The sequence below is a fragment of the Mesorhizobium sp. CNPSo 4688 genome (assembly GCF_057784295.1).
Genome location: NZ_JBWLUY010000006.1, coordinates 75,194 through 100,986 on the forward strand (window position 1 = coordinate 75,194; position 25,793 = coordinate 100,986).

A 25,793-nucleotide genomic window follows, 5' to 3' on the forward strand; every position below is an offset into this window, starting at 1 on the left:
CCGCCCGGTTGTCCTCTTACCGCGTCAGCCTCTTGTAGGTCATGCGGTGCGGGTTGACGGCTTCGGGCCCGAGCCGGCGGATCTTGTCCTGCTCGTAATCCTCGAAATTGCCTTCGAACCACTCGACATGGCTGTCGCCCTCGAAGGCGAGGATATGCGTGGCCAGACGATCGAGGAACATGCGATCGTGCGAGATGATGACGGCGCAGCCGCCGAAGTTTTCCAGCGCGTCTTCGAGCGCCGCCAGCGTTTCCGTATCGAGATCGTTGGTCGGTTCGTCGAGCAGCAGCACATTGCCGCCGGTCTTCAGCATTTTTGCCAGGTGCACGCGGTTGCGCTGGCCGCCTGACAGGTTGCCGACCTTCTGCTGCTGGTCGCCGCCACGGAAGTTGAACGACGCACAATAGGCGCGCGTGTTGGCCTCGAACTTTCCGAGCTTGACCACTTCGGCGCCGCCCGAGATTTCTTCCCAGACGGTCTTTGACGGATCGAGCGCGTCACGGCTCTGGTCGACATAGCCGAGCTTGACCGTCTCGCCGATGCGGACCGTGCCGGCATCGGGCTTTTCCTGGCCGGTGATCATGCGAAACAGCGTCGTCTTGCCGGCGCCGTTGGGTCCGATGACGCCGACAATGCCGCCCGGCGGCAGCTTGAATTCCAGGCCTTCGATCAGCAGCGTGTCGCCAAAGCCCTTCGACAGGCCGTCGACCTCGATCACCACATTGCCGAGGCGCTCGCCATGCGGGATGACGATCTGCGTATCTGTCGGACGCCGCTTGTCGGCTGCATCCAAGAGATCCTGGAAGGCCTGGATACGCGCCTTGGATTTGGTCTGGCGGGCCTTGGGGCTCGACTGGATCCACTCGCGCTCGCGGCCGATGGCGCGCTGGCGGGCGTCGTCCTCGCGACCTTCCTGCTTGAGGCGCTTGGCCTTGGCTTCCAGGTATTTGGTGTAGTTGCCCTCATAGGGAATGCCGCGGCCGCGATCGAGCTCGAGGATCCAGCCGGTAACATTGTCGAGGAAGTAGCGATCGTGGGTGATGATCATCACCGCGCCTGGATAGGCGCGCAGATGCTTTTCCAGCCACGCCGTGGTCTCGGCGTCGAGATGGTTGGTCGGTTCGTCGAGCAGCAGAAGGTCGGGCTGGCGCAGCAGCAGCTGGCAGAGCGCGACGCGGCGGCGCTCGCCGCCCGAAAGCTTGGTGACGTCGGCCTCCTTGGGCGGGCAGCCCAGCGCTTCCATCGCCATCTCGACCTGCTGTTCAAGATCCCACAGGTTCAGCCGGTCCATCTCGTCCTGGAGCTTGGCGGACTCGTCCGCCGTCTCGTCGGAATAGTTCATCATCAGCTCGTTGTAGCGTTCGATGATGGCGGTCTTGGCGGCGACGCCTTCCATGATGTTCTCGAACACCGTCTTGTTCGGGTCGAGCGCCGGCTCCTGCGCCAGATAGCCGACGGTGGCGCCTTCGGCGAGCCAGGCTTCGCCGTTCCACTCCTTGTCGATGCCGGCCATGATCTTGAGGATCGTCGACTTGCCGGCGCCGTTGGGGCCGAGAATGCCGATCTTGGCGTCCGGGTAGAAGGACAGATGAATGTTTTCGAGCACCTTCTTGGTGCCATAGGCCTTGTTGAGGCCGGCCATGTGATAGATGAACTGGCGTGCCACGCGCGCTTTCCCTGACAGTTGACCGAAAATGTCGGATTGAATGGAGGTTGGGCGCTATGTAGGCGATGCCGGGCCGAACGGCAATCGCTTTTGCCATTTCAAGCCAGGTGTACACCGAAGCCCTGTCGAAATTCCCGAAGATCGCCGGGTCGATCAGCTCCGCTTGCGCTGCTGCAACGCGCCGACCGCAACTGAGACGGCCATCAGCACGATCGCCAGCCATTTCAGCGTGGTGATGATCGGGCAGGCATCTATGTCGTAGGCGATGAACAGCAGGATGCCGGGCACGAGCAGGCCGCACATGATGAGCGTGATGCGGTTGATCTGCCAGGATACCTTTGCCGCCAGTGCCTCGTCACCGGCCTCAGCGAGGAGCCCCGCGCGCATCTCCCTGGAGGCCATCAGCGCACTGGACAGGCGCATCGAGATCGGCAGGCCAATACCGATGATAAGGAACGCATAAGCCGCCAGCAGAGCCGAGAATTTGAGCGCGCTGGTTTCGGCCGGCACCGGAAACAAAAGGTTTGCCAGCGGCAGGAAGACACAGACGACGCCGAGCGCGGCAATGGCGATGAAGATCACCGCATTGACCATCGTGAACAGCTGGTAGCGGCCGGCCCCGATCGGCGCGGCGAGCACGCGCATGCGCGCCCATTCCGCGTCCGTATAGGAAAAGCCCGGCCATTCCATGCGAGCGTCCTGGATTGCGATCATCCCCCGGGCCCAGAAAGCCAGCCGGGCCAGCGCGCCTGACGTCATGCCACTCATCGCCACCCCGCCGAATGAAATGCGTCAGACCGTATCACCGCGTCACTGCCCAGCAACAGACGGATATCCTACTGGAACCCCGCCGCATCGACCGAGCCCTTCGGGCAGCCGGCCTTGGTCGTCGGCGCCGAGGCTAGCATCAGATTGCCCAGCGAACTGTCCGGGCCGATCGGGCCGGTCAGGCCGAGCGTCAACTCGCCGATCAGCCGCCTGCCGCTCGATGGATCGACCAGGCAAGAGACGCGCACCCGCGCGCCGGCCCCATTGCCGAAGGCGCTGTCGAAGGCGCTGCGGATCTGGTCCGAGGTGAGCTGCTTGCCGACATTCTTGGTGAAAAGATCGCGCACCGGCGAGGCATTTACCGCCCGCATCAGGTTCAACGCCTCGGCAAAATACTCCTGCTGGCTCTTGCCGTAGCAGGTGCCATGCTTGATCCATTCGTGCCGTTCGAGCTTGGACGCCGTGCCCGGCATCACCTGGTCAAGCTCGGCGCGCGTGTTGGCATCGAGATCGACCGGCGGCAGGTCGCCCCAGTGGGCCGGATTGTCATTGGCCTTGTCACTCGCCGGCACCTGGCAATAAAAGTTGCCGTTCGGCTGTGGCCACAGGCCGTGCAGCGTGAAATGCGACGCGTCGAAACCGCCTGCTGTCTGCGCCTGGCATTCGGGCTTACTCGACTTGGTTTCGCAGAAGGCCGGCTGCCAGCTCAGCGCAAAGACATATTCGGGCTTTCCCGAAGCCGCAGACTTGCCCTGATCGGCAGGTCCAGCCGGTTGGGTCGACGCGCTGCCGCCGGTAACATGGCCACAGCTGATCTTGACCCAGCGGCGTTCCGGATCGGCCCCCGGCACACGGATGAGATAATGCGTCGGCGCATCCTTGTTGCCGGCCAGGAGATCGTAGCTTTGCCCGGCAGTCGTCGAGACATTGCCCGGATTCTTGCCGCTCTTGATCGCCTGCGTTGCCGGACAGGCAGCGTCTGCGACGAAAGAGCCGCTCATCTTGACGTCGGCTCGCGCCATGCCTGCGCTGGCCAGCGCCACCAACACCGCAGCCCATATCGCCGATATCCGCATTCGAGAACTCCTAGCGTTTCATGCCGCAAGCTAGAAACGTACGACATGTCAGAATTACGATTTCTTTCGTCTGCCGCAAAAAACAATCTCCACCAGGTGCGGCTGGCGCTTCCCGACCTCCCCTTGACGTCGGTCGCGCCGTCGCCCAACAGTCGCTGAGGGAGCGAGACATGGCATTTGACAGGCAGACGACGCTGGCCTCACCGACCGGGGCCACGCTCAACCTTTATGTGAAGCACGCGAGCGGCACTCCGCGTGCGGTCGTCCAGATCAATCACGGCCTGGCCGAGCATGCCGCGCGCTATGCCCGCTTTGCCGATTACCTCGCGCCGCGCGGCTTTCATGTCTACGTCCACGACCACCGCGGCCACGGCGCGACCAAGGCGCCTAATGCGCCGCTCGGCAGGTTCGCCGGCACCGACGGCGCCGCCAAGGTGATTGCCGATGTCGACGCCGTCCACGACCTGATCGCCAAGGAGCAGCCGGGGGTACCGGTCATCCTGTTCGGCCATTCGATGGGCGCGTCGGTGGCATTGAACTATCTGTTGGCGCACTCGCCACGCGTTCACGCCGCCGCGATCTGGAACGGCAATTTCTCGCAAGGCCTGCTTGGCCAGTTGGCGCTCGCCATCCTGGCCTATGAGCGCTTCAGGCTCGGCTCCGATGTCCCCTCGCGTATCTTGCCCCGACTAACCTTCCAGGCCTGGGGCAAGGCGGTGCCCAACCACAAGACGCTGTTCGACTGGCTGTCGCGCGACGAGGCGGAAGTGGCCAAGTACGTCGCCGATCCGCTCTGCGGCTGGGATGCCTCGATCTCGATGTGGCGCGACGTCGTCCAGATGGCGCAGAATGGCGGCAAGGATTCCGGCTTTGCCGGCATAAGGCGCGACCTCCCAGTCAGCATCGTCGGCGGCGAGAAAGACCCGGCTTCCGACTACGGCAAAGCCATCGATCATCTCGCCAAACGCATGAGCGCGATGGGCTTTTCGGATCTGCTTTCAAAGGTTTACGCCGACACCCGCCACGAAAGCCTGAACGAAGTGAACCGCGACACCGTCATGGACGATTTTGCCGCCTGGGCCGACAGCGTGCTGGAACGGTGACATCGCTGGCCCAGCGCAAGGCCCGTGACAGCGGCATCCCGGATTGATAGAGGCTGCGGTTCCGACCCGTTTTTGGTGATTTATGGCTGAACCTCCGCTGAAAGGCGTCCGCGTCGTCGAACTCGCCCGCATCCTGGCCGGGCCATGGGCCGGACAGTTGCTGGCCGATCTCGGCGCCGACGTCATCAAGGTCGAGAGTCCCGACGGTGGCGACGACACCCGCAAATGGGGTCCGCCCTTCGTCATGAGCCATGACGGCGAGAACCTGTCGGCCGCCTATTACCATTCCTGCAATCGCGGCAAGCGCTCCATCGCCATCGACTTCTCGACGCCTGAGGGTGCTGAAACGATACGCCGGCTGGTCGCTACCTCGGATGTGCTGATCGAGAACTTCAAGCTCGGCGGGCTGAAAAAATACGGCCTCGATTACGAGAGCCTGCGCAAGCTCAATCCAAAGCTCGTCTACTGTTCCATCACCGGCTTCGGCCAGGATGGGCCTTACGCACCCCGCGCGGGCTACGATTTCATCATCCAGGCCATGGCCGGCATGATGTCGATCACCGGCGAGGCCGGGCGCGAGCCGCAAAAGGCCGGCGTCGCCATTTCCGACATCTTCACCGGCCTCTATTCGGTGATCGCCATCCAGGCAGCGCTTCGCCATGCCGAAAAGACCGGCGAAGGCCAGCACATCGACATGGCGCTGTTCGACACCCAGATCTCCGCACTCGGCAACCAGAACCTCAACTATCTCGTCTCCGGCAAATCGCCGGTGCAGATGGGCAATGCGCATATGAACATCGCGCCCTATGAGGTCGTACCGGTCAGGGATGGCCACATCATCCTCGCAGTCGGCAATGACGGCCAGTTCGGCAAATTCTGCGCCGCTGTCGGGCTCGACCATCTCGCAGCGGATCCCGATTTCGCCACCAACCCTGCCCGTGTCGCCAACCGGGTGAAATTGCGCGAGCACATGATCGAGACGCTGAAGAACTGGGATCGCGACCCGCTGCTGGCGAAACTCGAAGCGGCAAGCGTGCCGGCGAGCCCGATCAACAATATCGGCCAGATGTTCGCCGATCCGCAGACCATTGCGCGCGGCATGCGCCTCGACCTCGACGATGGCCACGGCAACCGTCTGCCCTCGGTGCGCGCGCCTATGGTGATGTCGGGCACGCCGCTGGTCTACGAGCGCCCCTCGCCGCGCCTTGGCGAACACACCGAAGAAATCCTTGCCGAACTGGAGAAATCTGGAAAATGAAGACCGGCGGACAATTGATTGTCGACGCACTCGAGGCCAACGGCACCGATCGCATCTTTTGCGTGCCGGGCGAATCCTATCTCGCCGTTCTCGACGCGCTGCATGACTCGTCGATCCGCACCATTGTCTGCCGCCAGGAAGGCGGCGCTGCCATGATGGCCGACTGCCAGGGGCGGCTGACCGGCAAGCCCGGCATCTGCTTCGTCACCCGCGGCCCCGGCGCCACCAATGCGTCCGCCGGCATTCACATCGCCATGCAAGATTCGGTGCCCGTCATCCTGTTCATCGGTCAGGTCGCCAGCCACGCCAAGGAGCGCGAGGCCTTCCAGGAAGTCGACTACAAGCGCTTCTTCGGCGACATCGCCAAATGGGTCGTCGAGATCGACGATGCCGCGCGCATCCCGGAATTCGTCACCCGCGCCTTCGCGGTGGCAACCTCAGGCCGCCCCGGTCCTGCCGTGATCTCGCTGCCCGAGGACATGCTGACCAGTCTGGTCGAAGCGCCCGCAGCCTTGCCGCACACGCCAGTCGAAACGCGGCCCGGCGAAGCCGAGCTCGACGCTCTGGAGAAACTGCTTGGAAAGGCCAAGCGTCCCTTCGTCATCCTCGGCGGCACGCGCTGGGACGAGGAAGCGGTGGCACGCATGCGCACCATCGCCGAGGCCTGGTCGCTGCCGGTCGGCTGCTCCTTCCGCCGCCAGATGCTGTTCGATCATCTCCACCCGAACTATGCCGGCGATGTCGGCATCGGCATCAACCCGAAGCTGGCAACGGCGATCAAACAGGCCGATCTGGTGCTGCTGATCGGCGGCCGCATGGGCGAGATGCCGTCCTCCGATTATACGCTGCTGAAGAGCCCCTACCCCGACCAGACGCTGGTGCATGTCCACGCCGATGCCGGCGAGCTTGGCCGCGTCTACCGGCCGACGCTGGCGATCAACGCCTCGCCCTCGGCTTTCGTCGAGGCGTTCGCCAAGCGCAAACCGGCTCGCACGCCGTCCTGGGCGGACGAGACAGCGAAGGCGCATGCCGCCTATCTCGACTGGTCGACGCCGCCTGAAAGCGGCCCTGGCCCGGTCCAGATGGGACCGATCATGAACTACCTGGAAAAGGTGCTGCCAGACGACGCCATTCTGACCAACGGCGCCGGCAACTACGCCACCTGGGTGCATCGCTTCCACCGCTTCCGCCGCTTCGCCACGCAAGGCGCTCCCACCTCCGGTTCGATGGGCTACGGCACGCCTGCTGCGGTCGCCGCCAAGGCGCTGCACCCGGACCGCACCGTGATCGCCTTTGCCGGCGACGGCTGCTTCCTGATGAACGGGCAGGAATTCGCCACCGCCGTCCAGTATGACCTGCCGATCATCGTCATCGTCGTCAACAACGGCATCTACGGCACCATCCGCATGCATCAGGAGCGTGACTATCCGGGCCGCGTCGTCGCCACCGACCTGAAGAATCCGGACTTTGCCGCCCTTGCCCGCGCCTATGGCGGCCACGGCGAAACGGTCGAGAAGACGGCCGATTTCGCCCCCGCCTTCGAGCGCGCCCGGGCCAGCGGCAAGCCGGCGATCGTCGAGATCAGGCTCGATCCCGAGGCGATCACCCCGACCCGGACGATGACCCAGATCCGCGACAAGGCCTGATTGGCGAGGCAGTCGCGAAATCCGATCTCCCCCCTTGTGGGGAGGAGTGCTCCGCGCAGCGGACGGAAAGCCAATTGCTTGGCTTTCCGAACGACGAGCGGCCGGCAGGACAGAGGGTGGCGCTGTCCCGCCGACTTCCAAAGCAATCGCTATTCTGTCCGTCCCTACTTCGCCGCCTCGATCTGCCCGCGGATCTCGCCATCCTTGTTCGCGGCGGTGTGGACATTGACGTAATAGTTGCCGGCAGCCAGGTCGGCGGCCTGCGCGTCGGTTAGCTCCGCCGAACCCTTGATCGGGCTCTTGAGCTTGCCTTTGAACGGGATCACGGGCGCTGCACTCGCGCCCATCGCTGCCGGGCCGTGAATGTGCGCGGCGGTCGCCGGTCCGCTGAGGCCGGAATATTTGACGTTCCAGCTGAGCTTCTTCTTGGTGGTGTCGAACGTCAAGGTAGCAGTGCCTTTGCCCTTGGTGGTGACGGGCGGGCTCTGTTGGCTGCCGTCGAGCGTCGCCTTGTACTTCACCACCTCCGCCATGGCCGGCGACGCGAACAGGAAAGCGGGCGAGATGGCCAGAGCCGAAAGCACTGGCAGGACGGATTGAGTGCGCATGAAGAACCTCCGATTGCGTGTCACATGCGTCGCGGCTCCCGCGGCGCGCGCATGCCTCAACCGGAACGTCTGAACGACGCAATGTTTCCCGACACACGGTTTTGTGACTGGGAAACAAAAAAGGGAGCGATCGCTCGCCCCCTTTCCAGTTCCAGAAGAGCTGCCGTCAGACGCCGGCCAGCGCCTGCGTCAGGTCGGCGATCAGATCGTCCGGGTGTTCGACCCCGATCGAAAGCCTGACCGTGGTCTCCAGCACGCCGATGCGCTGGCGCACGTCGAAGGGAATGCCGGAATGGGTCATCGCCGCCGGGTGGCTGGCAAGTGATTCCGTGCCACCGAGGCTCACCGCGAGCTTGAAGATCTGCAGCCCGTTGAGGAAAGCGAAGGCCGCCTTCTCCCCGCCTTTGATATCGAACGAGAAGGTCGAGCCGGCGCCGCTGCACTGCGCCTTGTAGGCGCGGCCCGCGGCCGTATCCTCGCCGAGGAACGGCAGGTAGTGCACCTTCTCGACCTTGGCATGGTCGCGCAGGAATTCGGCCACTAGGCGCGCATTGTCGTTGGCCCGCTCCATGCGGATCGATAGCGTCTCCAGCGAGCGGCCGAGCATCCAGCAGGAATGCGGATCGAGCTGCGTGCCGATGGCGCCGCGCAGAGCCTTGATCGGCTTGGTCACCGCCTTGCTGCCCATGGCCGCACCGGCGATCAGGTCGGAATGGCCGCCGACATATTTGGTCAGCGAATAGACCGAGACATCAGCGCCATGTTCGATCGGTCGCTGAAACACCGGACCGAGCAACGTGTTGTCGCAGACGATGATCGGCGTCGAACCCTGCTTGCCGCCGATCTCGTCGGCGATCTTCCGGGTCAGCGCGATGTCGACCAGGCTGTTGGTTGGGTTGGACGGCGTCTCGATCAGGATGACCGAGACGCGGCCCTTCGCAACTGCCGCGTCTGCAGCCGCCCGCACCGCCGTCTCGTCGACGCCATCGGCAAAACCGACAGCGCCGATGCCGAAACCGGACAGCGTGCGCGTCAAAAGCGTCTCGGTGCCGCCGTAAAGCGGCTGCGAATGCAGGATGACATCGCCTGGGCGGGCATAGGCGAGCAGCGTGGTCGCGATCGCCGACATGCCCGACGAAAACAGGATGCAGGCGTCCGTTCCCTCATAGACCGCCAGCCGGTCCTCGACGATCTCTGAGTTGGGATGGTTGAAGCGCGAATAGACCAGGCCGGACGCCGTGCCGCTCGGCGGCTCCTTGCGGCCGGAGGTGTAGTCGAAGAAGTCGCGCCCCTCTTCCGCCGACTTGAACACGAAGGTCGAGGTCAAAAACACCGGCGGCTTGACGGCGCCTTCCGACAGTTGCGGATCGAAGCCATAGCTCAACATCAGCGTCTCGGGGTGGAGCTTGTGGTTGCCGATATGGGTTTTCGACGGGCGTGGCGCGGTCATGGCTTTTCCTGCATTTGGAGGAGTCTCGCGCGGCAATTTATGCGATCTCCTTCACGCAGTCCTTGCTATTTTCGGCCTCGCATGGCTGCATTCCAGCAACAAACTGCCAGGAGCGAGCAAAATTGCAGCAGAAGATAGCCGACGATTTCGACCTTAAAATCCTGCGCGAATTGCAGGCCGACGCCCGCATCACCAACAATGAGCTGGCCGAACGCATCGGCCTGTCGCCGTCACCTTGCCTGCGGCGGGTGCGGCGGCTGGAGGAAGCCGGCACCATCAGGGGCTACACCACGCTGGTCGATCCGGCCGCCTTCGGCTGGAGCATGGTCGCCATCGCCACCGTCAGGCTCAGCCGGCAGAACGAGGACGAGATCGTCATGTTCGAGGAGGCGATCCGCGGTTGGGAAGAGGTGCTGGAATGCCACCTCGTCACCGGGTCGCGCGACTATGTGCTGAAGGTGGTGACCGGCAGCCTCGACCAGTACGAGCGCTTCATCAAGGAAAAGATCGCGCGGCTGAAATGCGTCGCCTCGATCGAGACCAGCTTCGTCATGAACACCATAAAGGAACGGCGCCTCTGAACCCGAGGCGCCGTTCTCACTATCGGACTATCACTACAGCCGGTCAGGCTTATTTGATAGCCTTGTCGGTGATGGCCGTGGTGTAAGCGCCGGTCGGCGCCTTGGTGATGATCTTCTGGTCGAGCAGCGCCTTGGCGGTGCGCTCGTAGGTCGCCGGATCGAGCTTGCCGTCGGCATTGTCGATCAGCTTGGCGATTTCGCTCATCATCCGCTTCTGGTGGTTCTCGTCCTGGCCCCCATTGTCCATGACGATACCAGCGGCTTCGTCATTGTTGTCGATGGCGTATTTCCAGCCCTTCATCGAAGCGCGCACGAAACGCACCATCTTGTCTTCGAAGGCAGGATCCTTGAGCTTGTCTTCCGAGGCATAGAGCCCGTCTTCGAGCAGGTCGTTGCCCATCGCCGAGTAGTTGAACACGGTCAGCTGTTCCGGCTTGTAGCCGGCGTCGATCAGCTGCCAGTACTCGTTATAGGTCATGACCGAGATGCAATCGGCCTGCTTCTGGATCAGCGGCTGCACGTCAAAGCTCTGCTTGAGGACGGTGACACCGTCCGGGCCGCCTTCGGTCTTGAGGCCGAGCTTGTTCATCCAGGCGTAGAACGGATATTCGTTGCCGAAGAACCAGACGCCGAGCGTATGGCCCTTGAAGTCGGCTTCGGTCTTGATCGGGCCGTCCTTCGGGCAGACCAGTTCCATGCCGGCCTTCTTGAACGGCTGGGCGATGTTGACCAGTGGCACGCCCTTTTCGCGCGCGGCCAGCGCCCCGCCCATCCAGTCGACGATGACATCGGCGCCACCGCCGGCAATCACCTGCTCCGGCGCGATATCGGGACCGCCCGGCTTGATGTCGACGTCGAGGCCTTCGGCCTCATAGAAACCCTTGGCCTTGGCGACGTAGTAGCCGGCAAACTGGGCCTGCGTGACCCATTTCAGCTGCAAGGTCACCTTGTCGGCGGCCATGGCCTGGAACGCGGCCAGCGACATCGCGCCGGCCAGCAACGGAATGATCAGTCTTTTCATGTTTTTACCCTCTGAAGTTAACACCCAAAACCCACCGCCCTATCCACCACGGACAGAGGGATGCCAAAACGTGACGGCTCTCTCGACAAGAGCGACCACGCCATAAAAGACCGAACCCGCAAGGGCTGCAACTGCGATTTCGGCCCAGACCATGTCGATGTTCATCCGCCCGACCTCGGTCGAGATGCGAAAGCCCATGCCGACGACTGGCGTACCGAAGAACTCGGCGACGATGGCGCCGATCAGTGCCAGCGTCGAGTTGATCTTCAGCGCGTTGAAAATGAAGGGCGCCGCGGCCGGCAACCGGAGCTTCAAGAGCGTCGGCCAGTAACCCGACGCGTAGGTGCGCATCAGGTCGCGCTCCATATGACCGGAGGCGGCAAGACCTGCGACCGTATTCACCAACATCGGGAAGAAGGTCATGATGATGACCACCGCTGCCTTGGACGGCCAGTCGAAGCCGAACCACATGACCATGATCGGTGCTACGCCGATGATCGGCAGCGCCGAGACCATATTGCCGATCGGCAGCAGGCCACGGCGCAGGAACGGCACGCGGTCGGCCGCGATGGCCACGAGGAACCCGGCGCCGCTGCCGACGACATAGCCGAAGATCACCGCCTTGAAGATGGTCTGCCGGACATCGGCGCCGAGCACCGGCAGGGAACTCGCAATGCGCGCGCCGATGGCGCTCGGCGGCGGCAAAAGGATGAAGGGGATGCCGGCGCCGCGCGTCACCGCTTCCCAGATGATCAGGATCCAGGCGCCGAAGATCGCCGGGATGATCAGGCGCAGCGCCATCCGCGCCCCTTTTGCCATCGGCAGAAGTCCCGACAGCACCGCGACGCAGCGCCAGGCCAGCAGCCAGGCAGCGGTGAGAAGCAGGAAATACGGCGCCAATGCCGTGCCTTCGAAACCGGCAATGCCCGAGATCAGCAGCCAGGCGACGAGGTGAGCGCCGATGAACAGCACCGCGGCTTCGGCCAGCGACGGAATTTTGGCCATGGAGATCAGCCCCGCCAGCACGGCCAGGCCGATCATCGGGGTCTTTAGTCCGAAATAGGGGTAGTCGAAGCTGGCGGCCGGATCTGCGAGTGCAGCCGCTTCCGGCTTCGACATCGCGCCGAGCGCCAGAGCGACAAGGCACAGCACAATGGCCAGCAGCGCTTGCCAGGATGGCTTCAGCCAGTTCATGCCGGCCTCCCGCCCATGGCGCGGTCGACGAGGCGCCCGGCCATGCCGACCACCATGACCAGCAGCGCCGCCACCACCGAGCCGGCAACCAGAGTCGACCAGATGTCGATGGACTGGCTGTAATAGGCGCCGGCGAGCAGTTTCGCGCCGATGCCGGCGACGGCTCCGGTCGGCAGTTCGCCGACGATGGCGCCGACCAGGCTTGCCGCCACTGCCACCTTCATCGAGGTGAACAGGAACGGCACCGACGCCGGCACGCGCAGCTTCCAGAAGGTCTGCGAGGCGCTGGCATTGTAAGTGTGCATCAGGTCGAGATGCATGATCTCGGGTGAACGCAGGCCTTTCACCATGCCCACCGTCACCGGGAAGAACGACAGATAGGTCGAAATCATCGCCTTCGGGATGAGACCAGTCACGCCAATCGCCGCCAGAACGACGATGATCATCGGCGCCACCGCCAGGATGGGAATCGTCTGCGAGGCGATGATCCACGGCATAAGGCTGCGGTCGAGCGTTGCCACATGGACGATGCCGACGGCGATGATGATGCCGAGCGCGGTGCCGAAGGCAAAGCCGAGCAGCGTCGACGACAGCGTCACCCAGGCATTGTAGACGAGGCTGCGGGTCGAGGTGATCGGCCGCAGAAACGTGTTCTCGAAGAAATTCACCGCCACCTGATGCGGCGCCGGCAATGTCGGCTTGGGCTGCGACAGCGTCTTGCCGATGAACTCGACGGTGCCGTGGGTTTCGTTGGCGCGGCGGTCGAGATCGCGTTGGAACGGCGCGTTGAGGATGACGGCAAAGATGTACCAGAGCACGACCACGCCCAGGAGGATCGAGGTGACGGGGATGAGTTTGTCGCGGAAGGTGTCCATTTAGCGCTCCCCTTCTCCTCTCCTCACCGGGGAGAGGGTGGCCGGAGCGAAGCGAAGGCCGAGCGCCTTCGCCTTCGTCATCCTAGGGCGGAGCGACGCGAAGCGTCGCGCAGACCCTAGGATCCATTCCGTGACGTGGGCCGAGGGGTATAAGCGGTCGAGAATGTTTGCCTTCGAAGGCGCGGCGAAGGGTGCGCCGTTCTGCACCGTTGCGGTGCATAGAAGCAACGGCATGGATCCTAGGGTCTGCGCCGCGTCGCTTCGCTCCTTGCTTCGCCCTAGGATGACGAAGTCGTTGTTGCCGGTTCGCCTGGGACAGCCCTCAATCATCATAGCTGTGCCCCGCCCTCAGACCATCCCTCACCCGAGCCGCGATCGCCAGAAACTCCGGCGTCTCGCGAATATCCAGCGGCCTTTTCTTCGGCAGCGTCGATTCGATGATGTCGGTGACCCGGCCGGGGCGTGGCGACATGACGACGATGCGCGTCGACAGGTACACCGCCTCGGGGATGGAATGGGTGACGAAGCAGATCGTCTTGTTGGTCCGCGCCCACAATTCCAGCAATTGCTCATTGAGGTGGTCGCGCACAATCTCGTCCAGCGCCCCGAACGGTTCGTCCATCAGCAAAAGATCGGCGTCGAAGGCGAGCGCGCGGGCGATCGAGGCGCGCTGCTGCATGCCGCCGGAAAGTTGCCAGGGGTATTTCTTCTCGAATCCTGAGAGGTTGACGAGCTCCATCGTGCGCTTGATGCGCTCGGCCTGCTCGGCCCTGGACAGGCCGATGATCTCCAACGGCAGCGCCACATTGCGCTCGATGGTACGCCACGGGAAAAGGGCGGCCGCCTGGAAGACATAGCCATAGGCGCGTTTCTCGCGCGCCTGTTCCGGCGTCATGCCGTTGACCGAGATCGTGCCCGACGTCGGCTTCTCCAGATCGGCGATGACGCGCAGCAAAGTGGTCTTGCCGCAGCCGGACGGGCCGATGAAGGAGACGAACTCGCCCTTGCCGATGGTGAGGTCGACATTGGAGAGCGCCTCTACTGGACCGTCATTGGTCTGGAAGGTGAGGCCAAGTTTGCTTGCCGAAACGACGGCTGGCGAGGTTCCCGTCATTGGCCGCAGCCTGCCTTTCGCAGCCGCTGCCGCGCAGGATGAAACGCCGTTGCATTTACGTTGATGTTGTTTTCCACTCGTCCAATCCCACTCAACCGACGCCCGGAGCCTTGCCGATGTCGCCCAAACCCACCTGTCACCTTATCCGTCCTGAAAGCACTTATGAAGGCAAGCAGGGATTGACCTATTTTGCCGGCATCGCCACGGAGTCGGTCGGTTCCTCCGGCATCTGCATGCACGTGCTCACCATGCCGCCCGGCGCCCGCGCCAAGGCGCACCTGCATGAAAGCCATGAAACGGCGATCTACGTGCTCTCCGGCGAGGTCCACACCTGGTATGGCGACCGGCTGGAGCACCACATCGTCGTCAAGGCCGGCGACCTCTTCTACATCCCGGCCGGTGTGCCGCATCTGCCGGCCAATCTGAGCAATGCCCCCTCTTCGGCCGTCATCGCCCGCACTGATCCCAACGAACAGGAAAGCGTCGTCCTGCTGCCGGAACTGGATGCGCTGGTCGCCTGACACTGACGGGATCGCCGTCATTTGCACCGCGCAACTTCCCCCATGACGTTGCCGTCCTCGTCAGTAACCGTCAGTCTCTTGGCGTTCTTGGCGCTGCGCTTGATGGTGAACTTGGTCGGCTCCGAGCCCTCCTCGCCTTCCGCCTCACAGGTTGCCGTCACCACCGAACCATCGGCCTGCGCCTGTTTCTCGGTGAAGGTGCAGGCGCTGGCGGCGGTGACCAATGCCTCGTCGGTCAAAAGCAGCATCCGATCGGCGGCGACTTCCTGGCCGTTGCGGTTGATGCAGCCATATTTGTCGCCATAGGGTTTCGACAGATCGATGCCTGCCGCGAAAGCCTGACCAGCGGCCAGAACGGCAAGCACCGCTACAGAGAGACCAAAACCACGCACGCTCATTCCCCCAAATCCAACGTCACGAACACGGTTGCAGCGGTCCCATTTCCTCAAGGCCGGGAATGGTCACGAAGAAACCATCATCGCCCTTGTTGGTGACCATAACGGTTTCAGCCGTCGTCCCCGCCTCGCCCTCGGCCGAACAGGTTGCTTCAAGCGATTGCGTACCCGAAGCCGAGGTCAATTGCTGCGCAAACCGACAGCCGCTGCCATAGGTCTCGATTCCTTCGGCAGTCAGCAGGATATAGTCATCACGGTCCTGATAACCGGCCTTTGCAAAGACACAGCCGGCATCGTTGCCCCAGGAGCCAACCAGTACGCTGGCCGCTTCTGCCGGACCGGCGATGACGGTCGCCACGACCAACGAGATGAGCGCTGCGAAGCTCCGCAACCTCAAACCCCTGTCGCCGGAATGCCGGTGCGTTCCACCTTGCGCGGCGCGGTGATGTCCTTCCAGGTCGACAGCGCCCGGTTGACCGCCGCGTTCGGCTCGCGGGCGACGAATTCGCCATGGCCGGGCTTGGCCTTGATCTCCGCTTCCTCGATCGAGAGTTCACCGCGCGAAAAGACGAAGCGCGGCAGGCCGGTCACTTCAAAACCTTCGAAGACATTGTAGTCGATCACCGACTGCTGCTTCTTCGACGTGATCTTCTTCTTGCGCTTCGGGTCCCAGACCACGATGTCGGCATCGGCGCCTTCGACGATGGCGCCCTTCTTCGGATACATGTTGAGGATCTTGGCGATGTTGGTCGAGGTCACGGCGACGAACTCGTTCATCGTCAGCCGGCCGGTGTTGACGCCGGTGGTCCACAGCACCGGCAAGCGGTCTTCGAGCCCGCCAGTGCCGTTCGGGATCTTGGTGAAATCGCCAACGCCGTTGCGCTTCTGCTTGGTGGTGAAGGCGCAGTGGTCGGTCGCCACCACTTGCAGCGAGCCGGCCTGCAGGCCTGCCCACAGCGAATCCTGGTGCAATTTGTTGCGGAAGGGCGGGCTCATGACACGGCGCGCCGCATGGTCCCAGTCCTTGTTGAAATACTCGCTCTCATCCAGCGTCAGATGCTGGATCAGCGGCTCGCCGAACACCCGCATGCCTTTCTGGCGCGCGCGGCGGATCGCTTCGTGCGCCTGCTCGCATGAGACATGCACGATATAGAGCGGCACGCCGGCCATGTCGGCGATCATGATGGCGCGGTTGGCCGCCTCGCCTTCCACCTCCGGCGGCCGCGAATAGGCATGTGCCTCCGGCCCGTTATTGCCGGCGGCCAAGAGCTTTTGCGACAGAGCGGCGACCACGTCACCATTTTCGGCATGCACCAGCGGCAGCGCGCCGAGGTCGGCGCAGCGCTGGAACGACGCATACATCTCGTCGTCGTCCACCATCAGCGCGCCCTTGTAGGCCATGAAGTGCTTGAACGACGTGATGCCCTTGTCGACGACGGTCGCCATCTCGTCGAACACCTGCTTGCCCCACCAGGTGATCGCCATGTGGAAGGAGTAGTCGCAGGAAGCCTTCGAGGTCTTGTTGTCCCACATCTGCAAGGCTTCCAGCAGCGACTGCTGCGGCGCCGGCAAGCAGAAATCGACCACCATCGTCGTGCCGCCGGAGAGGGCCGCGCGGGTGCCGGATTCGAAATCGTCGGCCGAATAGGTCCCCATGAACGGCATTTCGAGATGGGTGTGCGGATCGATGCCGCCCGGCATGATGTAGCAGCCGGTGGCGTCGAACTCATGGTCGCCATGCAGGTTGGAGCCGATGGCGACGATCTTGCCGTGCTGCATCAGCACATCGGCCTTCCACGTGCGGTCGGCGGTGACGATGGTGCCGTTTCGGATGACTTTGGTCATTGTCGTGTTCCCTTGTGCTGCCGCGCTTCTTGTGAGCGCTTTGCTCGATTCAGATCGGTCCAGTATTGAGTAACCTGTCGCTACATCACTCCAACTTCCCGCAATATCTCCTCGATGCAACCATCGAAAGAATCCGTCAGCTCTCCCGTGGAAAATCGCAGCACACGATAGCCCTCTCGGCCAAACCATGCATCGCGTATCCGATCCTTCTCCATTCCCTCCGGCGTAAAGTGATGCTCTCCGTCCACCTCGATGACGAGGTTCTTTTCATGCAGAACGAAGTCCGCAATGTAAGGTCCGATTGGCGCCTGCTTTCTCGCATGTAGACCGTAAAGTCGGCGGAACTCCTTCAACTCGGACCAAAGCTTGCGTTCGCCTTCCGTCATGTTTCGACGAAGGGCTCGGGCTCGCTTGATGGCTGCCGGGTTGATAGAAGTCGGTGCCAAGAGTACCCCCACCCTCAATCCCTCCCCACAAGGGGGAGGGAGGCTTGGCATCGCGCCATCACAGCTGAGCCCTTCAAGGCCTTCGCCACAAAGATAGGCGCCGGCGTTGCTGGTCCCCCTCCCCCTTGTGGGGAGGGGTTAGGGGTGGGGGTGCAGCGCCGACCTATCACGCCACGATCCCCGCCGTCTCCACCACCGCGTGGAACAGCACATCGGCGCCGGCGCCGGCCCATTCCTTGGTGATTTCTTCGGCCTCGTTGTGTGACAACCCGTCAACGCAGGGACACATCACCATGGCGGTCGGCGCAACGCGGTTGATCCAGCAGGCATCGTGGCCGGCGCCGGAGACGATATTGCGGTGCGAATAGCCGAGCCGATCGGCGGCGTCGCGGATTGCCTTGACGCAACCGGCGTCGAAGGTCACCGGGTCGAAAGCGCCGACCTGTTCGACCTTGTACTGGATGTCGAGCGCCTCGCAGATCGTTTCGATGCCTTCGCGGATCCGGCCGTCCATCGCGTCCAGCACTTCCTTCTCGGGCGAGCGAATGTCGATGGTGAAGACGGTGCGGCCGGCTATGATGTTTCGCGAATTGGGAAACACTTCCATATGGCCGACGGCGCCGACGGCGTCGGGCTGGTAGTCCATGGCGATCTCGTGCACCAGCTCGATCACCCGGGCCATGCCGAGCCCGGCATTGCGGCGCTTGGGCATCGGCGTCGAGCCAGTATGCGCCTCCTTGCCGGTCAGCGTCACCTGCAGCCATTTCAGCCCCTGGCCATGGGTGACGACGCCGATATCGATGCCTTCATCCTCGAGGATCGGCCCTTGCTCGATATGCAGTTCGAAGAAGGCGTGGATCTTGCGATCACCGACCTTCTCGGTGCCTTTCCATCCGATGCGCTCCAGCTCCTCGCCGAATTTTTTTCCCTGTTTATCAGTGTGCTGATACACGTCCGCCTGCTCCAGCACGCCGGCGAACACGCCGGACGCCATCATCGCCGGGGCAAAGCGCGAGCCTTCCTCGTTGGTCCAGTTGGTGACGACGATCGGATGCCTGGTGGTGATGCCGAGGTCGTTGAGCGAGCGGATGATCTCCAGCCCGCCGAGCACGCCAAGCACGCCGTCATATTTGCCGCCGGTCGGCTGCGTATCGAGATGGCTGCCGACATAGACCGGCGGCAGGCTGGGATCGGCGCCTTCCCGGCGCGCAAACATGGTGCCCATTTCATCGAGGCCCATTTCGAGTCCGGCCGCCTCGCACCAGCGCTTGAACAGATGCCGGCCTTCGCTGTCCTCGTCGGTCACGGTCTGGCGATTGTTGCCGCCGGCAATGCCGGGGCCGATCTTCGCCATCTCCATGATGGAATCCCACAAACGGTCTGAATTGATTCGCAGATTCTCGCCTGGGGCGGCCATTCAAAGTCTCTCCAATTGCACAGCGTCCCCCTCCCCCTCGAGGGGAGGGTGGCCGCGAAGCGGTCGGGTGGGGTCGCCCGCGACGCGCGCGACCTTCTCTTTGACCACCTGCGCCACATGCCAAGCGCTGTTTATGACATCGGGTTCGTCAACGCGAAAGATATCGTACCCGAGCGACCGCAGGTAATTATCGCGGACAGCGTCGTGCCGCTTGCCCTTCTCGTGTTCGTGCATGTCGCCATCGACCTCAACGATCAGCTTCACAGCCAAGCAGGCAAAGTCGACGATGTACGGCCCGATAGGGCACTGGCGGCGAAACTTGATGCCGACCGATTTGAAATCGCGCAATTCATACCAGAGCAGATTTTCGCCCTTGGTCGCGTGAACTCGAAGCGCACGCGCTTTTTGACGCATTTCGAAGCTCACGCGAGTGCGGGGCATCAGGGGCAGCCTCGTAGCAAAAGATCAGGCCGGCACGCTGCACCGCGGACCCCACCCGGCCGCTTCGCGGCCACCCTCCCCTCGAGGGGGAGGGGTATCCGCGCCCGGTTCGTCAATCGATCGCCCTCAGCACTTCACGCACATGGTCGATCAGTTCGTTGATCTGGCCCTTGGTGATGATCAGCGGCGGCGACAGCGCGATGATGTCGCCGGTGGTGCGGATCAGCGCGCCGCGCTCGAACGCCTTGACGAAGGCCGAGAAGGCCCGCTTGGTCGGTTGGCCGGCAATCGGTGCCAGTTCGATCGCGCCGATCAGGCCGATATTCCTGATGTCGATGACATGCGGCTCGCCCTTCAGCGAATGCAGCGCATCTTCCCAGTACGGCGCCAGTTCCTCGCCACGGGTGAGCAGGCCCTCTTCCTTGTAGGTGTCGAGCGTGCCGAGTGCCGCCGCACATGCGATCGGATTGCCCGAATAGGTGTAGCCGTGGAAGAACTCGATCATGTGCTCGGGGCCGGTCATGAAGGCGTCGTGGATCTCCTTCTTCACGAACACCGCGCCCATCGGGATGACGCCGTTGGAAACGCCCTTGGCGGTGGTCATGATGTCGGGCGTGACGCCAAAGTAGTCGGCGGCGAACGGCGCGCCGAGGCGGCCGAAACCGGTGATGACCTCGTCGAAGATCAACAGGATGCCGTGCTTGGTGCAGATTTCGCGAAGCTTCTGCAGATAGCCCTTCGGCGGCAGGATGACGCCGGTGGAACCGGCGACCGGCTCGACGATGACAGCGGCGATGGTCGAGGCGTCATGCAGCGCAACGATGCGCTCCAACTCGTTTGCAAGCTCCGCGCCATATTCCGGCACGCCCTTGGAGAAGGCGTTCTTCTCCGGCAGATGCGTATGCGGCATATGGTCGACGCCGCCGAGCAGCGTGCCGAACATCTTGCGGTTGCTGACGATGCCGCCGACCGAGATGCCGCCGAAATTGACGCCGTGATAACCGCGCTCGCGGCCGATCAGGCGGGTGCGCGCGCCCTCGCCCTTCACGCGGTGATAGGCGATCGCCATCTTCAGCGCCGTGTCGACCGATTCCGAACCGGAATTGGTGAAGAAGACATGATCCATGCCCTTGGGCGCGAGATCGACCAGGCGGTTGGCCAGCTCGAACACGATCGGGTGGCCCATCTGGAAGGCGGGCGCATAGTCGAGTTCAGCGGCCTGATGCTGGATCGCCTCAGTGATTTTGGGACGGCAATGGCCGGCATTGACGCACCAGAGGCCGGCGGTGCCGTCGAGCACCTTGCGGCCATCGCTGGTGGTGTAATGCATGTCCTTGGCGGACACGAACATGCGTGGCGCCTGTTTGAACTGCCGGTTTGCCGTGAACGGCATCCAGAATGCGCTGAGATCGTTCGGCGTGACTTTCAGCCGGTTGGACATGACCAAGACTTCCCCTTGTAACCTGTTTCGGTGCGGCTAACGCTTGGTCTTTCCAACACTTGGTCTTTGCGACGTTTTCATGCTACGCAAATTTTGACCGATTGGACAAACGTTAGCACCGCCTTGTCGGCGGTCAAGGGATTACTAGCGGAAATGCGGCCTCCGAAGTGCGCTCCACGGGTAAGAGAAAAACTGGTCCAGAGAATTGGTCCAGATGACCCGCGCGACCAAGGCTTGGCCGTATGACCGACGCCATGGAAGGCTCCGCTCCTCGCCGCACCCGCATCCAGCAGGAAAAGCGCGAACTGATCCTGGAAGCGGCGCTCGAAGTCTTCTCCACCAACGGCTTTCGCGGCTCAACGATCGACCAGATCGCCGAAGCCGCGGGAATGTCGAAGCCGAACCTGCTCTATTATTTCCGCCGCAAGGAAGATATTCACGAAACGCTGATGGAGCGGCTGCTGGCGACATGGCTGGCGCCACTGCGCGAACTCGACGATATCGGCGATCCCCTGACCGAACTCAGGAGCTACATCAGGCGCAAGCTTGAAATGGCGCGCGATTTTCCCAGGGAAAGCCGGCTGTTCGCCAACGAGATTTTGCAGGGCGCGCCACGCATCATGCCGCTTTTGGAAGGCGAACTGAAAACGCTGGTCGACGAAAAGGCCAATGTCATCAAGGGCTGGATGCGGGCGGGCAAGATCGCCCGCACCGATCCCTGGCACCTCATCTTTTCGATCTGGGCTACGACGCAGCATTATGCGGATTTCGACGTCCAGGTCCGCGCCGTGCTCGGCGCCGACCGCGGCGGCGACGGCCGCTTCGAGGATGCGGCGCGGTTCCTGGAGCAGCTGTTCATCGACGGGCTGAAGCCGAAGGGCTGAGGCGCGAGCCGATTAGGCGCTGCGCAGCTCTTGCGGCTGCGCCTTGAGTAGTTCTTCCAATTTGGCGATCGAATTCTGCTCGGCGAGTGGCGTGTAGACAATCAGCTTCATGTCCGAGCCGTCGTCGATCGACAGGCTCATATGCTCAAACGCCATCGCGCCGGCGATCGGGTGGCGCAGATACTTCTTGCCGGACAGACGATGCACCACATCGCGCTGCGGCCACCATTCGCGGAATTCCGGGCTGGAACGCATCATCAGCGCAATCAGCCGCTCGAAGTCCGGATCGCCCGTGTATTTCGCGCTCTCGGCCCGAAACGCGGCAAGGGTGGCGCGCGCCAGCTGTTCCCAATCGACCAGCAGGTGGCGCCGGTGCGGATCGGTGAACACGCCATGGAGGATGTTGCGGGCATCACCCTCCAACAAACCGTAGTCGCCGAAAATGGCAACGGCCCCGGCATTCCAGGCCAGCACATCCCAGCGCGGCCCGACAATATAGGCCGGCTGCAGAACCAGGCTCTGCAGCATGTGCAGCAAAGGCCCCTCGATCTTGACCGGGGTGATGCGCCGCCGCTCGGGCTGCTGGCGGCCAGCCAGCGTGAACAAATGCCGCTTCTCGGCAGCGTCGAGGCGCAAGGCCTCGCAAAGCGCCGTCAGCACCTCGACGGAAGGCCGCACGTCCCTGCCCTGTTCCAGCCAGGTGTACCAGGTCGTGCCGACGCCGGCGATCATCGCCACCTCTTCGCGGCGCAGACCGGGCGTGCGCCGCCTGGCACCGGCCGCGATGCCGGTGGCCGACGGCGAAAGCCTTTCGCGGCGCGAACGCAGGAAGGCGCCTAGCTCGCGCCGGCGGCTGTCTTCGGGTGATGGTGCAGAAACGTCCATGGGGCGCAATATAGCAGTACCGATACCAGGATAAAGTTTGAACTGTTTGCGGCGCGCCGATCGCCCCATCTTGTCACCCAGAGCGAATATGGAGGCTCTCCGACATGGACCTAAAAGACAAGACAATCCTCATCACCGGCTCAACCGACGGCGTCGGCCGCGTCGTCGCGCAACGGCTTGGCGCCGGCGGCGCACGCGTACTGGTGCATGGCCGCGATGCGGCGCGCGGCAAGGCGACAGTCGCCGAAATCGAAACCGCCGGCGGCAAGGCCGAATTTCTCGCCGCCGACCTCGCCTCGCTGGCCGAGGTCCGCCGCCTCGCTGAGGCCGTGCATGCGAGAACCAACCGGCTCGATATCCTCATCAACAATGCCGGCATCGGTACCGCCGGCGCCAAGCGGCAGCTCAGCGCCGACGGCTTCGAACTGCGCTTTGCCGTCAATTATCTCGCCGGTTTCCTGCTGACGTCGGAGCTACTGCCGCTGCTCAAGGCGAGTTCGCCATCGCGCATCGTCAATGTCGCCTCGGCCGGCCAGCAGGCGATCGATTTCGACGATGTCATGCTGACGCGCTCCTATGACGGCGTGCGCGCTTACTGCCAGAGCAAGCTGGCGCAGATCCTGTTCACCATCGATCTGACCGGAGAGCTGAAGGGCAGCGGCGTCACCGCCAACGCCCTGCATCCGGCGAGCTACATGAACACGACCATGGTGCGCCGGGCCGGTGTGACACCGTGGAGTTCGGTCGGGACAGGCGCCGACGCCATCCTCAACCTCGCGACCTCACCGGCCCTTGAGGGCCGCAGCGGCCTCTATTTCGACGGCCAAAAGGAATCCCGCGCCGATGCGCAGGCTTACGACGCCAAGGCCAGACAGCAATTGCAAGCTCTGAGCCTCGACCTCGTCGGCCAGGCTTCCTCAAAATCGAAGGAACAGCATTCATGACCAGCAAGATCGAACATACAGTCATCATAGGCGGCTCCTCAGGCATCGGCCTGGCGACCGCGCGCAAACTGCTCGGCCCGGGCATGAAGGTCACCATCACCGGCCGCAATCAGGACAAGCTGAACAGCGCCTGGAAGAGCCTTGGCGGCGCGGCCGGCAAGGCTGCCTTCGATGCTTCGAAGCCGGACGAGGTCCGTCGGTTCTTCGATGACCTCGGACCCTTCGATCACCTCGTTCTGGCAGCCAGCGGCGGCAAGGGGCTTGGCCCGTTCGCGAGCCTCGACCTAGGCGACATCGCCGGTGGCGTCGACGAGAAAGTCCGGCCGCAATTGTCCTGCCTGCAGGCAGCCTTGCCGACACTCAACAAATCGGGATCGGTGACCTTCATATCGGCGGTATCGGCGCAACTGACCGCGCCCGGCGTTGCCGGCATCGCCGCCGTCAACGGCATGCTGCTGACGGTGGTGCCAATCCTCGCGGTCGAGCTGAAGCCGCTGCGCGTCAATGTCGTCGCGCCCGGCGTCATCGACACGCCCTGGTGGGACTTTTTGCCCGACGACCAACGGCAGGCGATCTTTGCCGACTATGCCGGCAAGACCCCTGTCGGCAGGATCGGCCACGCCGAAGACGTCGCCGGCGCAATCGCTTTCCTCGTCTCCAACGGTTTCATGACCGGCCAGGTTCTGACCTGCGATGGCGGTTTGCGCTTCGCGGCGTAAACTTACAGCGACTGCGCGATCAGCGTCAGAAAACCGCCGGCGAGCGCGACATTGCCGACGAAGCCGTTGATGCGCGATGCCCGGTCCGGACCCTGATGGTCCCAGAAATTATGGAACATCGGCGTGGCGGCGATGAGGAACAGCACCAGCACAGCACTTGCGATCGCGGTCCACACACCTGCCATCACCAGCGCGCCGGCAATGGTCTGCAGGACGATGCCGGCCCACAGCGCCAGCTTGGCCTGCGGCACGCCGCGCGCGGCCATCAGCCCGGTAAGGAAGGTCTCGTTCTGAACATTGCGCAGGCCGGCGACGACGAAGGCGCCGCCGAGCAACAGGCGGCCGAGAAACAACAAGGTCAAAGGCAAATCGACAGGCATAAACTCTCCCCTTTAAAAACAGTTGGAGCGCCGCCCTCTCGACGGCGCTCCATTGCTAAACCGGACGGTCAGGCTGCTTTGGCGGCCGGCATCGGGTGAATGGCATGGAACGGGATGCAGAGCCGGTTCCAGGTGTTGATCATGCCGATCGCAACAGACAGCTTGACCAGTTCCTCTTCAGAGAAATGCGCGAGCGTGCGGGCATAGAGTTCGTCCGAAACGCCATTGTTGGCGATCAGGGTCGTCGCCTCGGTCCAGGCCAAGGCCGCACGTTCGCGCTCGGAAAACAGCGGCGATTCCTTCCAGGCTGCGACCAGGTAGAGCCGCGTCTCGGTCTCGCCGTCGCGCCGCGCCTCGCGGCTGTGCATCTCGACGCAGTAGGAACAGCCATTGATCTGCGAAGCCCTGAGCTTGATCAAATGCAGCAGGCCCACTTCCAGCCCGCATTCGTCGACCGCCTTGTTGAGCGCCGACACCGCCTTCATGATTTCCGGCGCCTTGGCGAAGAATTGCAGTCTCTGTTTCATCGTCTTTCCTTTCACGTCTCTCTGGCGAGGATTAAACTTGCTTGGTCGAAGCGGATTTCTGTGGCCGCTGATGGCGCGCCACAAAGGCACAGTTGGCGGCGATCGATCTCGGATCGCCTTCTGCCTGGTAAGTCGCCACGATGTCGGACAACCGGGTTTCCGCGAGAGCGGCGCAATAGGCGCGCTCCGCCTTCAGCATCGCGGCATTGATGCCGCAGAGTTTGACATAGGCGGACGCATCGAGCTTGACCGGCCCGTTGCGGCGGATCTCGCCGCAGCGAAACGCAGGCTCCCGCCCTTCGATCGCCAGCACGATATCGAGCAGCGTGATGCGCTCGGCCGGCCGCGCCAGCCGGTAGCCGCCCGCCGGCCCGGGTACCGATTCCAGGATGCGCTCCGCCGTCAGCATGTTGAGATGCTTCAAGAGATAGCTCGGCGACAGGCCGAAGGACTCTGCCAGGGCAGCGCCCGGCATGGTGCTGTTGCCTTCCACGCTGGCCAGCGTGGCCGCGCAATGGATGGCCGCTTCAACGCCTTCGCCCAGCTTCATAGTGACGATCTCCAATTCATGGATACATTTTATCGTGG

At 63.1% G+C, this 25,793-nt stretch carries 28 protein-coding genes; 8 read left to right on the forward strand and 20 right to left on the reverse strand.

Annotation, left to right across the window (positions count from 1 at the left end; genetic code table 11):
- Positions 1-16: 16 nt before the first annotated feature.
- From ettA to AC04SH_RS12610, 3 genes are all read right to left on the reverse strand, one after another.
- A complete protein-coding gene (ettA, locus tag AC04SH_RS12600) occupies positions 17-1,666 on the reverse strand; it encodes an energy-dependent translational throttle protein EttA (protein ID WP_488575249.1) in 1,650 nt (549 codons plus the stop codon).
- 153 nt (positions 1,667-1,819) lie between these two features.
- The gene (locus tag AC04SH_RS12605; RefSeq protein ID WP_488575250.1) at positions 1,820-2,434 is read right to left on the reverse strand and encodes a hypothetical protein; all 615 of its coding nucleotides are present in this window, start codon (positions 2,432-2,434) and stop codon (positions 1,820-1,822) included.
- Positions 2,435-2,502: 68 nt separating this feature from the next.
- Positions 2,503-3,510, reverse strand: coding sequence for a ribonuclease T2 family protein (locus AC04SH_RS12610; protein WP_488575251.1), 1,008 nt, complete (start codon positions 3,508-3,510; stop codon positions 2,503-2,505).
- Positions 3,511-3,680: 170 nt separating this feature from the next.
- On the opposite strand from AC04SH_RS12610, the gene AC04SH_RS12615 reads away from it, so the two are divergent.
- The 3 genes from AC04SH_RS12615 to AC04SH_RS12625 all read left to right on the forward strand — a co-directional run bounded on the left by AC04SH_RS12615 (position 3,681) and on the right by AC04SH_RS12625 (position 7,517).
- Positions 3,681-4,613: an alpha/beta fold hydrolase gene (locus tag AC04SH_RS12615; RefSeq protein WP_488575252.1), complete on the forward strand. Its 933-nt coding sequence runs from the start codon at positions 3,681-3,683 to the stop codon at positions 4,611-4,613.
- Positions 4,614-4,695: 82 nt separating this feature from the next.
- Entirely contained in the window at positions 4,696-5,871 is a 1,176-nt protein-coding gene (locus AC04SH_RS12620) for a CaiB/BaiF CoA transferase family protein (RefSeq protein ID WP_488575253.1), read from the forward strand.
- Positions 5,868-7,517: a thiamine pyrophosphate-binding protein gene (locus AC04SH_RS12625; protein WP_488575254.1), complete on the forward strand. Its 1,650-nt coding sequence runs from the start codon at positions 5,868-5,870 to the stop codon at positions 7,515-7,517. Before AC04SH_RS12620 ends, AC04SH_RS12625 begins: the two co-directional genes overlap by 4 nt.
- A gap of 164 nt (positions 7,518-7,681) precedes the next feature.
- On the opposite strand, the gene AC04SH_RS12630 is transcribed toward AC04SH_RS12625, so the two are convergent.
- Together AC04SH_RS12630 and AC04SH_RS12635 are read right to left on the reverse strand one after the other, a co-directional pair.
- Entirely contained in the window at positions 7,682-8,125 is a 444-nt protein-coding gene (locus AC04SH_RS12630; RefSeq protein WP_488575255.1) for a CHRD domain-containing protein, read from the reverse strand.
- Positions 8,126-8,291: 166 nt separating this feature from the next.
- On the reverse strand, positions 8,292-9,575 hold the full coding sequence (locus tag AC04SH_RS12635) for a cystathionine gamma-synthase family protein (protein WP_488575256.1): 1,284 nt from the start codon (positions 9,573-9,575) through the stop codon (positions 8,292-8,294).
- 122 nt (positions 9,576-9,697) lie between these two features.
- On the opposite strand from AC04SH_RS12635, the gene AC04SH_RS12640 reads away from it, so the two are divergent.
- On the forward strand, positions 9,698-10,156 hold the full coding sequence (locus AC04SH_RS12640) for an Lrp/AsnC family transcriptional regulator (protein ID WP_477231569.1): 459 nt from the start codon (positions 9,698-9,700) through the stop codon (positions 10,154-10,156).
- Between the two features lie 49 nt (positions 10,157-10,205).
- Here AC04SH_RS12640 and AC04SH_RS12645 read toward each other — a convergent pair whose 3' ends face one another.
- From AC04SH_RS12645 to AC04SH_RS12660, 4 genes are all read right to left on the reverse strand, one after another.
- Positions 10,206-11,177, reverse strand: a complete 972-nt coding sequence (locus AC04SH_RS12645; protein ID WP_192258496.1) for an ABC transporter substrate-binding protein — start codon at positions 11,175-11,177, stop codon at positions 10,206-10,208.
- Between the two features lie 39 nt (positions 11,178-11,216).
- A complete protein-coding gene (locus AC04SH_RS12650; protein WP_488575257.1) occupies positions 11,217-12,371 on the reverse strand; it encodes an ABC transporter permease in 1,155 nt (384 codons plus the stop codon).
- Positions 12,368-13,246, reverse strand: coding sequence for an ABC transporter permease (locus tag AC04SH_RS12655; protein WP_488575258.1), 879 nt, complete (start codon positions 13,244-13,246; stop codon positions 12,368-12,370). Before AC04SH_RS12655 ends, AC04SH_RS12650 begins: the two co-directional genes overlap by 4 nt.
- 322 nt (positions 13,247-13,568) lie before the next feature.
- A complete protein-coding gene (locus AC04SH_RS12660) occupies positions 13,569-14,360 on the reverse strand; it encodes an ABC transporter ATP-binding protein (RefSeq protein WP_488575259.1) in 792 nt (263 codons plus the stop codon).
- A 116-nt stretch (positions 14,361-14,476) separates the two neighbouring features.
- On the opposite strand from AC04SH_RS12660, the gene AC04SH_RS12665 reads away from it, so the two are divergent.
- Positions 14,477-14,881, forward strand: coding sequence for a cupin domain-containing protein (locus AC04SH_RS12665; protein ID WP_056571948.1), 405 nt, complete (start codon positions 14,477-14,479; stop codon positions 14,879-14,881).
- A 17-nt stretch (positions 14,882-14,898) separates the two neighbouring features.
- Here the strand turns inward: AC04SH_RS12665 and AC04SH_RS12670 are convergent, their stop codons facing one another.
- The 7 genes from AC04SH_RS12670 to aptA all read right to left on the reverse strand — a co-directional run bounded on the left by AC04SH_RS12670 (position 14,899) and on the right by aptA (position 20,866).
- Positions 14,899-15,279, reverse strand: a complete 381-nt coding sequence (locus tag AC04SH_RS12670; RefSeq protein ID WP_488575260.1) for a hypothetical protein — start codon at positions 15,277-15,279, stop codon at positions 14,899-14,901.
- A gap of 16 nt (positions 15,280-15,295) precedes the next feature.
- Positions 15,296-15,634 carry a hypothetical protein gene (locus AC04SH_RS12675; protein ID WP_488575261.1) on the reverse strand — a complete coding sequence of 113 codons (339 nt, stop codon included), beginning with the start codon at positions 15,632-15,634 and terminating at the stop codon, positions 15,296-15,298.
- Positions 15,635-15,669: 35 nt separating this feature from the next.
- A complete protein-coding gene (gene hydA / locus AC04SH_RS12680; protein ID WP_477231575.1) occupies positions 15,670-17,121 on the reverse strand; it encodes a dihydropyrimidinase in 1,452 nt (483 codons plus the stop codon).
- An 80-nt stretch (positions 17,122-17,201) separates the two neighbouring features.
- Positions 17,202-17,618 (reverse strand): endonuclease domain-containing protein, encoded by a 417-nt coding sequence (locus AC04SH_RS12685; RefSeq protein ID WP_488575262.1) that lies wholly within the window; start codon positions 17,616-17,618, stop codon positions 17,202-17,204.
- Between the two features lie 115 nt (positions 17,619-17,733).
- The gene (locus tag AC04SH_RS12690) at positions 17,734-18,984 is read right to left on the reverse strand and encodes a Zn-dependent hydrolase (RefSeq protein ID WP_488575263.1); all 1,251 of its coding nucleotides are present in this window, start codon (positions 18,982-18,984) and stop codon (positions 17,734-17,736) included.
- Positions 18,985-19,425, reverse strand: coding sequence for an endonuclease domain-containing protein (locus AC04SH_RS12695; protein WP_488575264.1), 441 nt, complete (start codon positions 19,423-19,425; stop codon positions 18,985-18,987).
- 112 nt (positions 19,426-19,537) lie between these two features.
- On the reverse strand, positions 19,538-20,866 hold the full coding sequence (aptA, locus tag AC04SH_RS12700; RefSeq protein WP_488575265.1) for an omega-aminotransferase AptA: 1,329 nt from the start codon (positions 20,864-20,866) through the stop codon (positions 19,538-19,540).
- A 254-nt stretch (positions 20,867-21,120) separates the two neighbouring features.
- Between aptA and AC04SH_RS12705 the strand changes: the two genes are divergently transcribed.
- Positions 21,121-21,750, forward strand: a complete 630-nt coding sequence (locus AC04SH_RS12705; protein WP_142868293.1) for a TetR family transcriptional regulator C-terminal domain-containing protein — start codon at positions 21,121-21,123, stop codon at positions 21,748-21,750.
- 12 nt (positions 21,751-21,762) lie between these two features.
- Here the strand turns inward: AC04SH_RS12705 and AC04SH_RS12710 are convergent, their stop codons facing one another.
- Positions 21,763-22,635, reverse strand: a complete 873-nt coding sequence (locus AC04SH_RS12710) for a helix-turn-helix transcriptional regulator (protein WP_488575266.1) — start codon at positions 22,633-22,635, stop codon at positions 21,763-21,765.
- Positions 22,636-22,739: 104 nt separating this feature from the next.
- On the opposite strand from AC04SH_RS12710, the gene AC04SH_RS12715 reads away from it, so the two are divergent.
- Both AC04SH_RS12715 and AC04SH_RS12720 read left to right on the forward strand, forming a co-directional pair.
- Positions 22,740-23,579: an SDR family NAD(P)-dependent oxidoreductase gene (locus AC04SH_RS12715; RefSeq protein WP_488575267.1), complete on the forward strand. Its 840-nt coding sequence runs from the start codon at positions 22,740-22,742 to the stop codon at positions 23,577-23,579.
- Positions 23,576-24,298, forward strand: coding sequence for an SDR family oxidoreductase (locus tag AC04SH_RS12720; RefSeq protein ID WP_477231580.1), 723 nt, complete (start codon positions 23,576-23,578; stop codon positions 24,296-24,298). The genes AC04SH_RS12715 and AC04SH_RS12720 overlap by 4 nt, the downstream gene beginning before the upstream one ends.
- A gap of 2 nt (positions 24,299-24,300) precedes the next feature.
- Here the strand turns inward: AC04SH_RS12720 and AC04SH_RS12725 are convergent, their stop codons facing one another.
- The 3 genes from AC04SH_RS12725 to AC04SH_RS12735 form a co-directional block, all read right to left on the reverse strand.
- Positions 24,301-24,678, reverse strand: a complete 378-nt coding sequence (locus AC04SH_RS12725; RefSeq protein WP_477348063.1) for a DoxX family protein — start codon at positions 24,676-24,678, stop codon at positions 24,301-24,303.
- 68 nt (positions 24,679-24,746) lie between these two features.
- On the reverse strand, positions 24,747-25,205 hold the full coding sequence (locus tag AC04SH_RS12730; protein ID WP_112560322.1) for a carboxymuconolactone decarboxylase family protein: 459 nt from the start codon (positions 25,203-25,205) through the stop codon (positions 24,747-24,749).
- Between the two features lie 31 nt (positions 25,206-25,236).
- Complete coding sequence (locus AC04SH_RS12735; protein ID WP_488575268.1) at positions 25,237-25,755, reverse strand: RrF2 family transcriptional regulator; 519 nt, start codon at positions 25,753-25,755, stop codon at positions 25,237-25,239.
- Between the last annotated feature and the right edge of the window lie 38 nt (positions 25,756-25,793).

Coding starts and splice junctions, on each gene's coding strand:
- AC04SH_RS12630 (WP_488575255.1), bottom strand. CDS start 8,125: ATGCGCACTCAATCCGTCCTGCCAGTGCTTTCGGCTCTGGCCATCTCG.
- AC04SH_RS12610 (WP_488575251.1), bottom strand. CDS start 3,510: ATGCGGATATCGGCGATATGGGCTGCGGTGTTGGTGGCGCTGGCCAGC.
- AC04SH_RS12725 (WP_477348063.1), bottom strand. CDS start 24,678: ATGCCTGTCGATTTGCCTTTGACCTTGTTGTTTCTCGGCCGCCTGTTG.
- AC04SH_RS12660 (WP_488575259.1), bottom strand. CDS start 14,360: ATGACGGGAACCTCGCCAGCCGTCGTTTCGGCAAGCAAACTTGGCCTC.
- AC04SH_RS12650 (WP_488575257.1), bottom strand. CDS start 12,371: ATGAACTGGCTGAAGCCATCCTGGCAAGCGCTGCTGGCCATTGTGCTG.
- AC04SH_RS12735 (WP_488575268.1), bottom strand. CDS start 25,755: ATGAAGCTGGGCGAAGGCGTTGAAGCGGCCATCCATTGCGCGGCCACG.
- AC04SH_RS12635 (WP_488575256.1), bottom strand. CDS start 9,575: ATGACCGCGCCACGCCCGTCGAAAACCCATATCGGCAACCACAAGCTC.
- AC04SH_RS12730 (WP_112560322.1), bottom strand. CDS start 25,205: ATGAAACAGAGACTGCAATTCTTCGCCAAGGCGCCGGAAATCATGAAG.
- AC04SH_RS12720 (WP_477231580.1), top strand. CDS start 23,576: ATGACCAGCAAGATCGAACATACAGTCATCATAGGCGGCTCCTCAGGC.
- AC04SH_RS12665 (WP_056571948.1), top strand. CDS start 14,477: ATGTCGCCCAAACCCACCTGTCACCTTATCCGTCCTGAAAGCACTTAT.
- AC04SH_RS12655 (WP_488575258.1), bottom strand. CDS start 13,246: ATGGACACCTTCCGCGACAAACTCATCCCCGTCACCTCGATCCTCCTG.
- AC04SH_RS12685 (WP_488575262.1), bottom strand. CDS start 17,618: ATGCCAAGCCTCCCTCCCCCTTGTGGGGAGGGATTGAGGGTGGGGGTA.
- AC04SH_RS12605 (WP_488575250.1), bottom strand. CDS start 2,434: ATGAGTGGCATGACGTCAGGCGCGCTGGCCCGGCTGGCTTTCTGGGCC.
- AC04SH_RS12670 (WP_488575260.1), bottom strand. CDS start 15,279: ATGAGCGTGCGTGGTTTTGGTCTCTCTGTAGCGGTGCTTGCCGTTCTG.
- AC04SH_RS12705 (WP_142868293.1), top strand. CDS start 21,121: ATGGAAGGCTCCGCTCCTCGCCGCACCCGCATCCAGCAGGAAAAGCGC.
- AC04SH_RS12620 (WP_488575253.1), top strand. CDS start 4,696: ATGGCTGAACCTCCGCTGAAAGGCGTCCGCGTCGTCGAACTCGCCCGC.
- AC04SH_RS12690 (WP_488575263.1), bottom strand. CDS start 18,984: ATGGCCGCCCCAGGCGAGAATCTGCGAATCAATTCAGACCGTTTGTGG.
- hydA (WP_477231575.1), bottom strand. CDS start 17,121: ATGACCAAAGTCATCCGAAACGGCACCATCGTCACCGCCGACCGCACG.
- AC04SH_RS12625 (WP_488575254.1), top strand. CDS start 5,868: ATGAAGACCGGCGGACAATTGATTGTCGACGCACTCGAGGCCAACGGC.
- AC04SH_RS12715 (WP_488575267.1), top strand. CDS start 22,740: ATGGACCTAAAAGACAAGACAATCCTCATCACCGGCTCAACCGACGGC.
- aptA (WP_488575265.1), bottom strand. CDS start 20,866: ATGTCCAACCGGCTGAAAGTCACGCCGAACGATCTCAGCGCATTCTGG.
- AC04SH_RS12645 (WP_192258496.1), bottom strand. CDS start 11,177: ATGAAAAGACTGATCATTCCGTTGCTGGCCGGCGCGATGTCGCTGGCC.
- AC04SH_RS12710 (WP_488575266.1), bottom strand. CDS start 22,635: ATGGACGTTTCTGCACCATCACCCGAAGACAGCCGCCGGCGCGAGCTA.
- AC04SH_RS12695 (WP_488575264.1), bottom strand. CDS start 19,425: ATGCCCCGCACTCGCGTGAGCTTCGAAATGCGTCAAAAAGCGCGTGCG.
- AC04SH_RS12615 (WP_488575252.1), top strand. CDS start 3,681: ATGGCATTTGACAGGCAGACGACGCTGGCCTCACCGACCGGGGCCACG.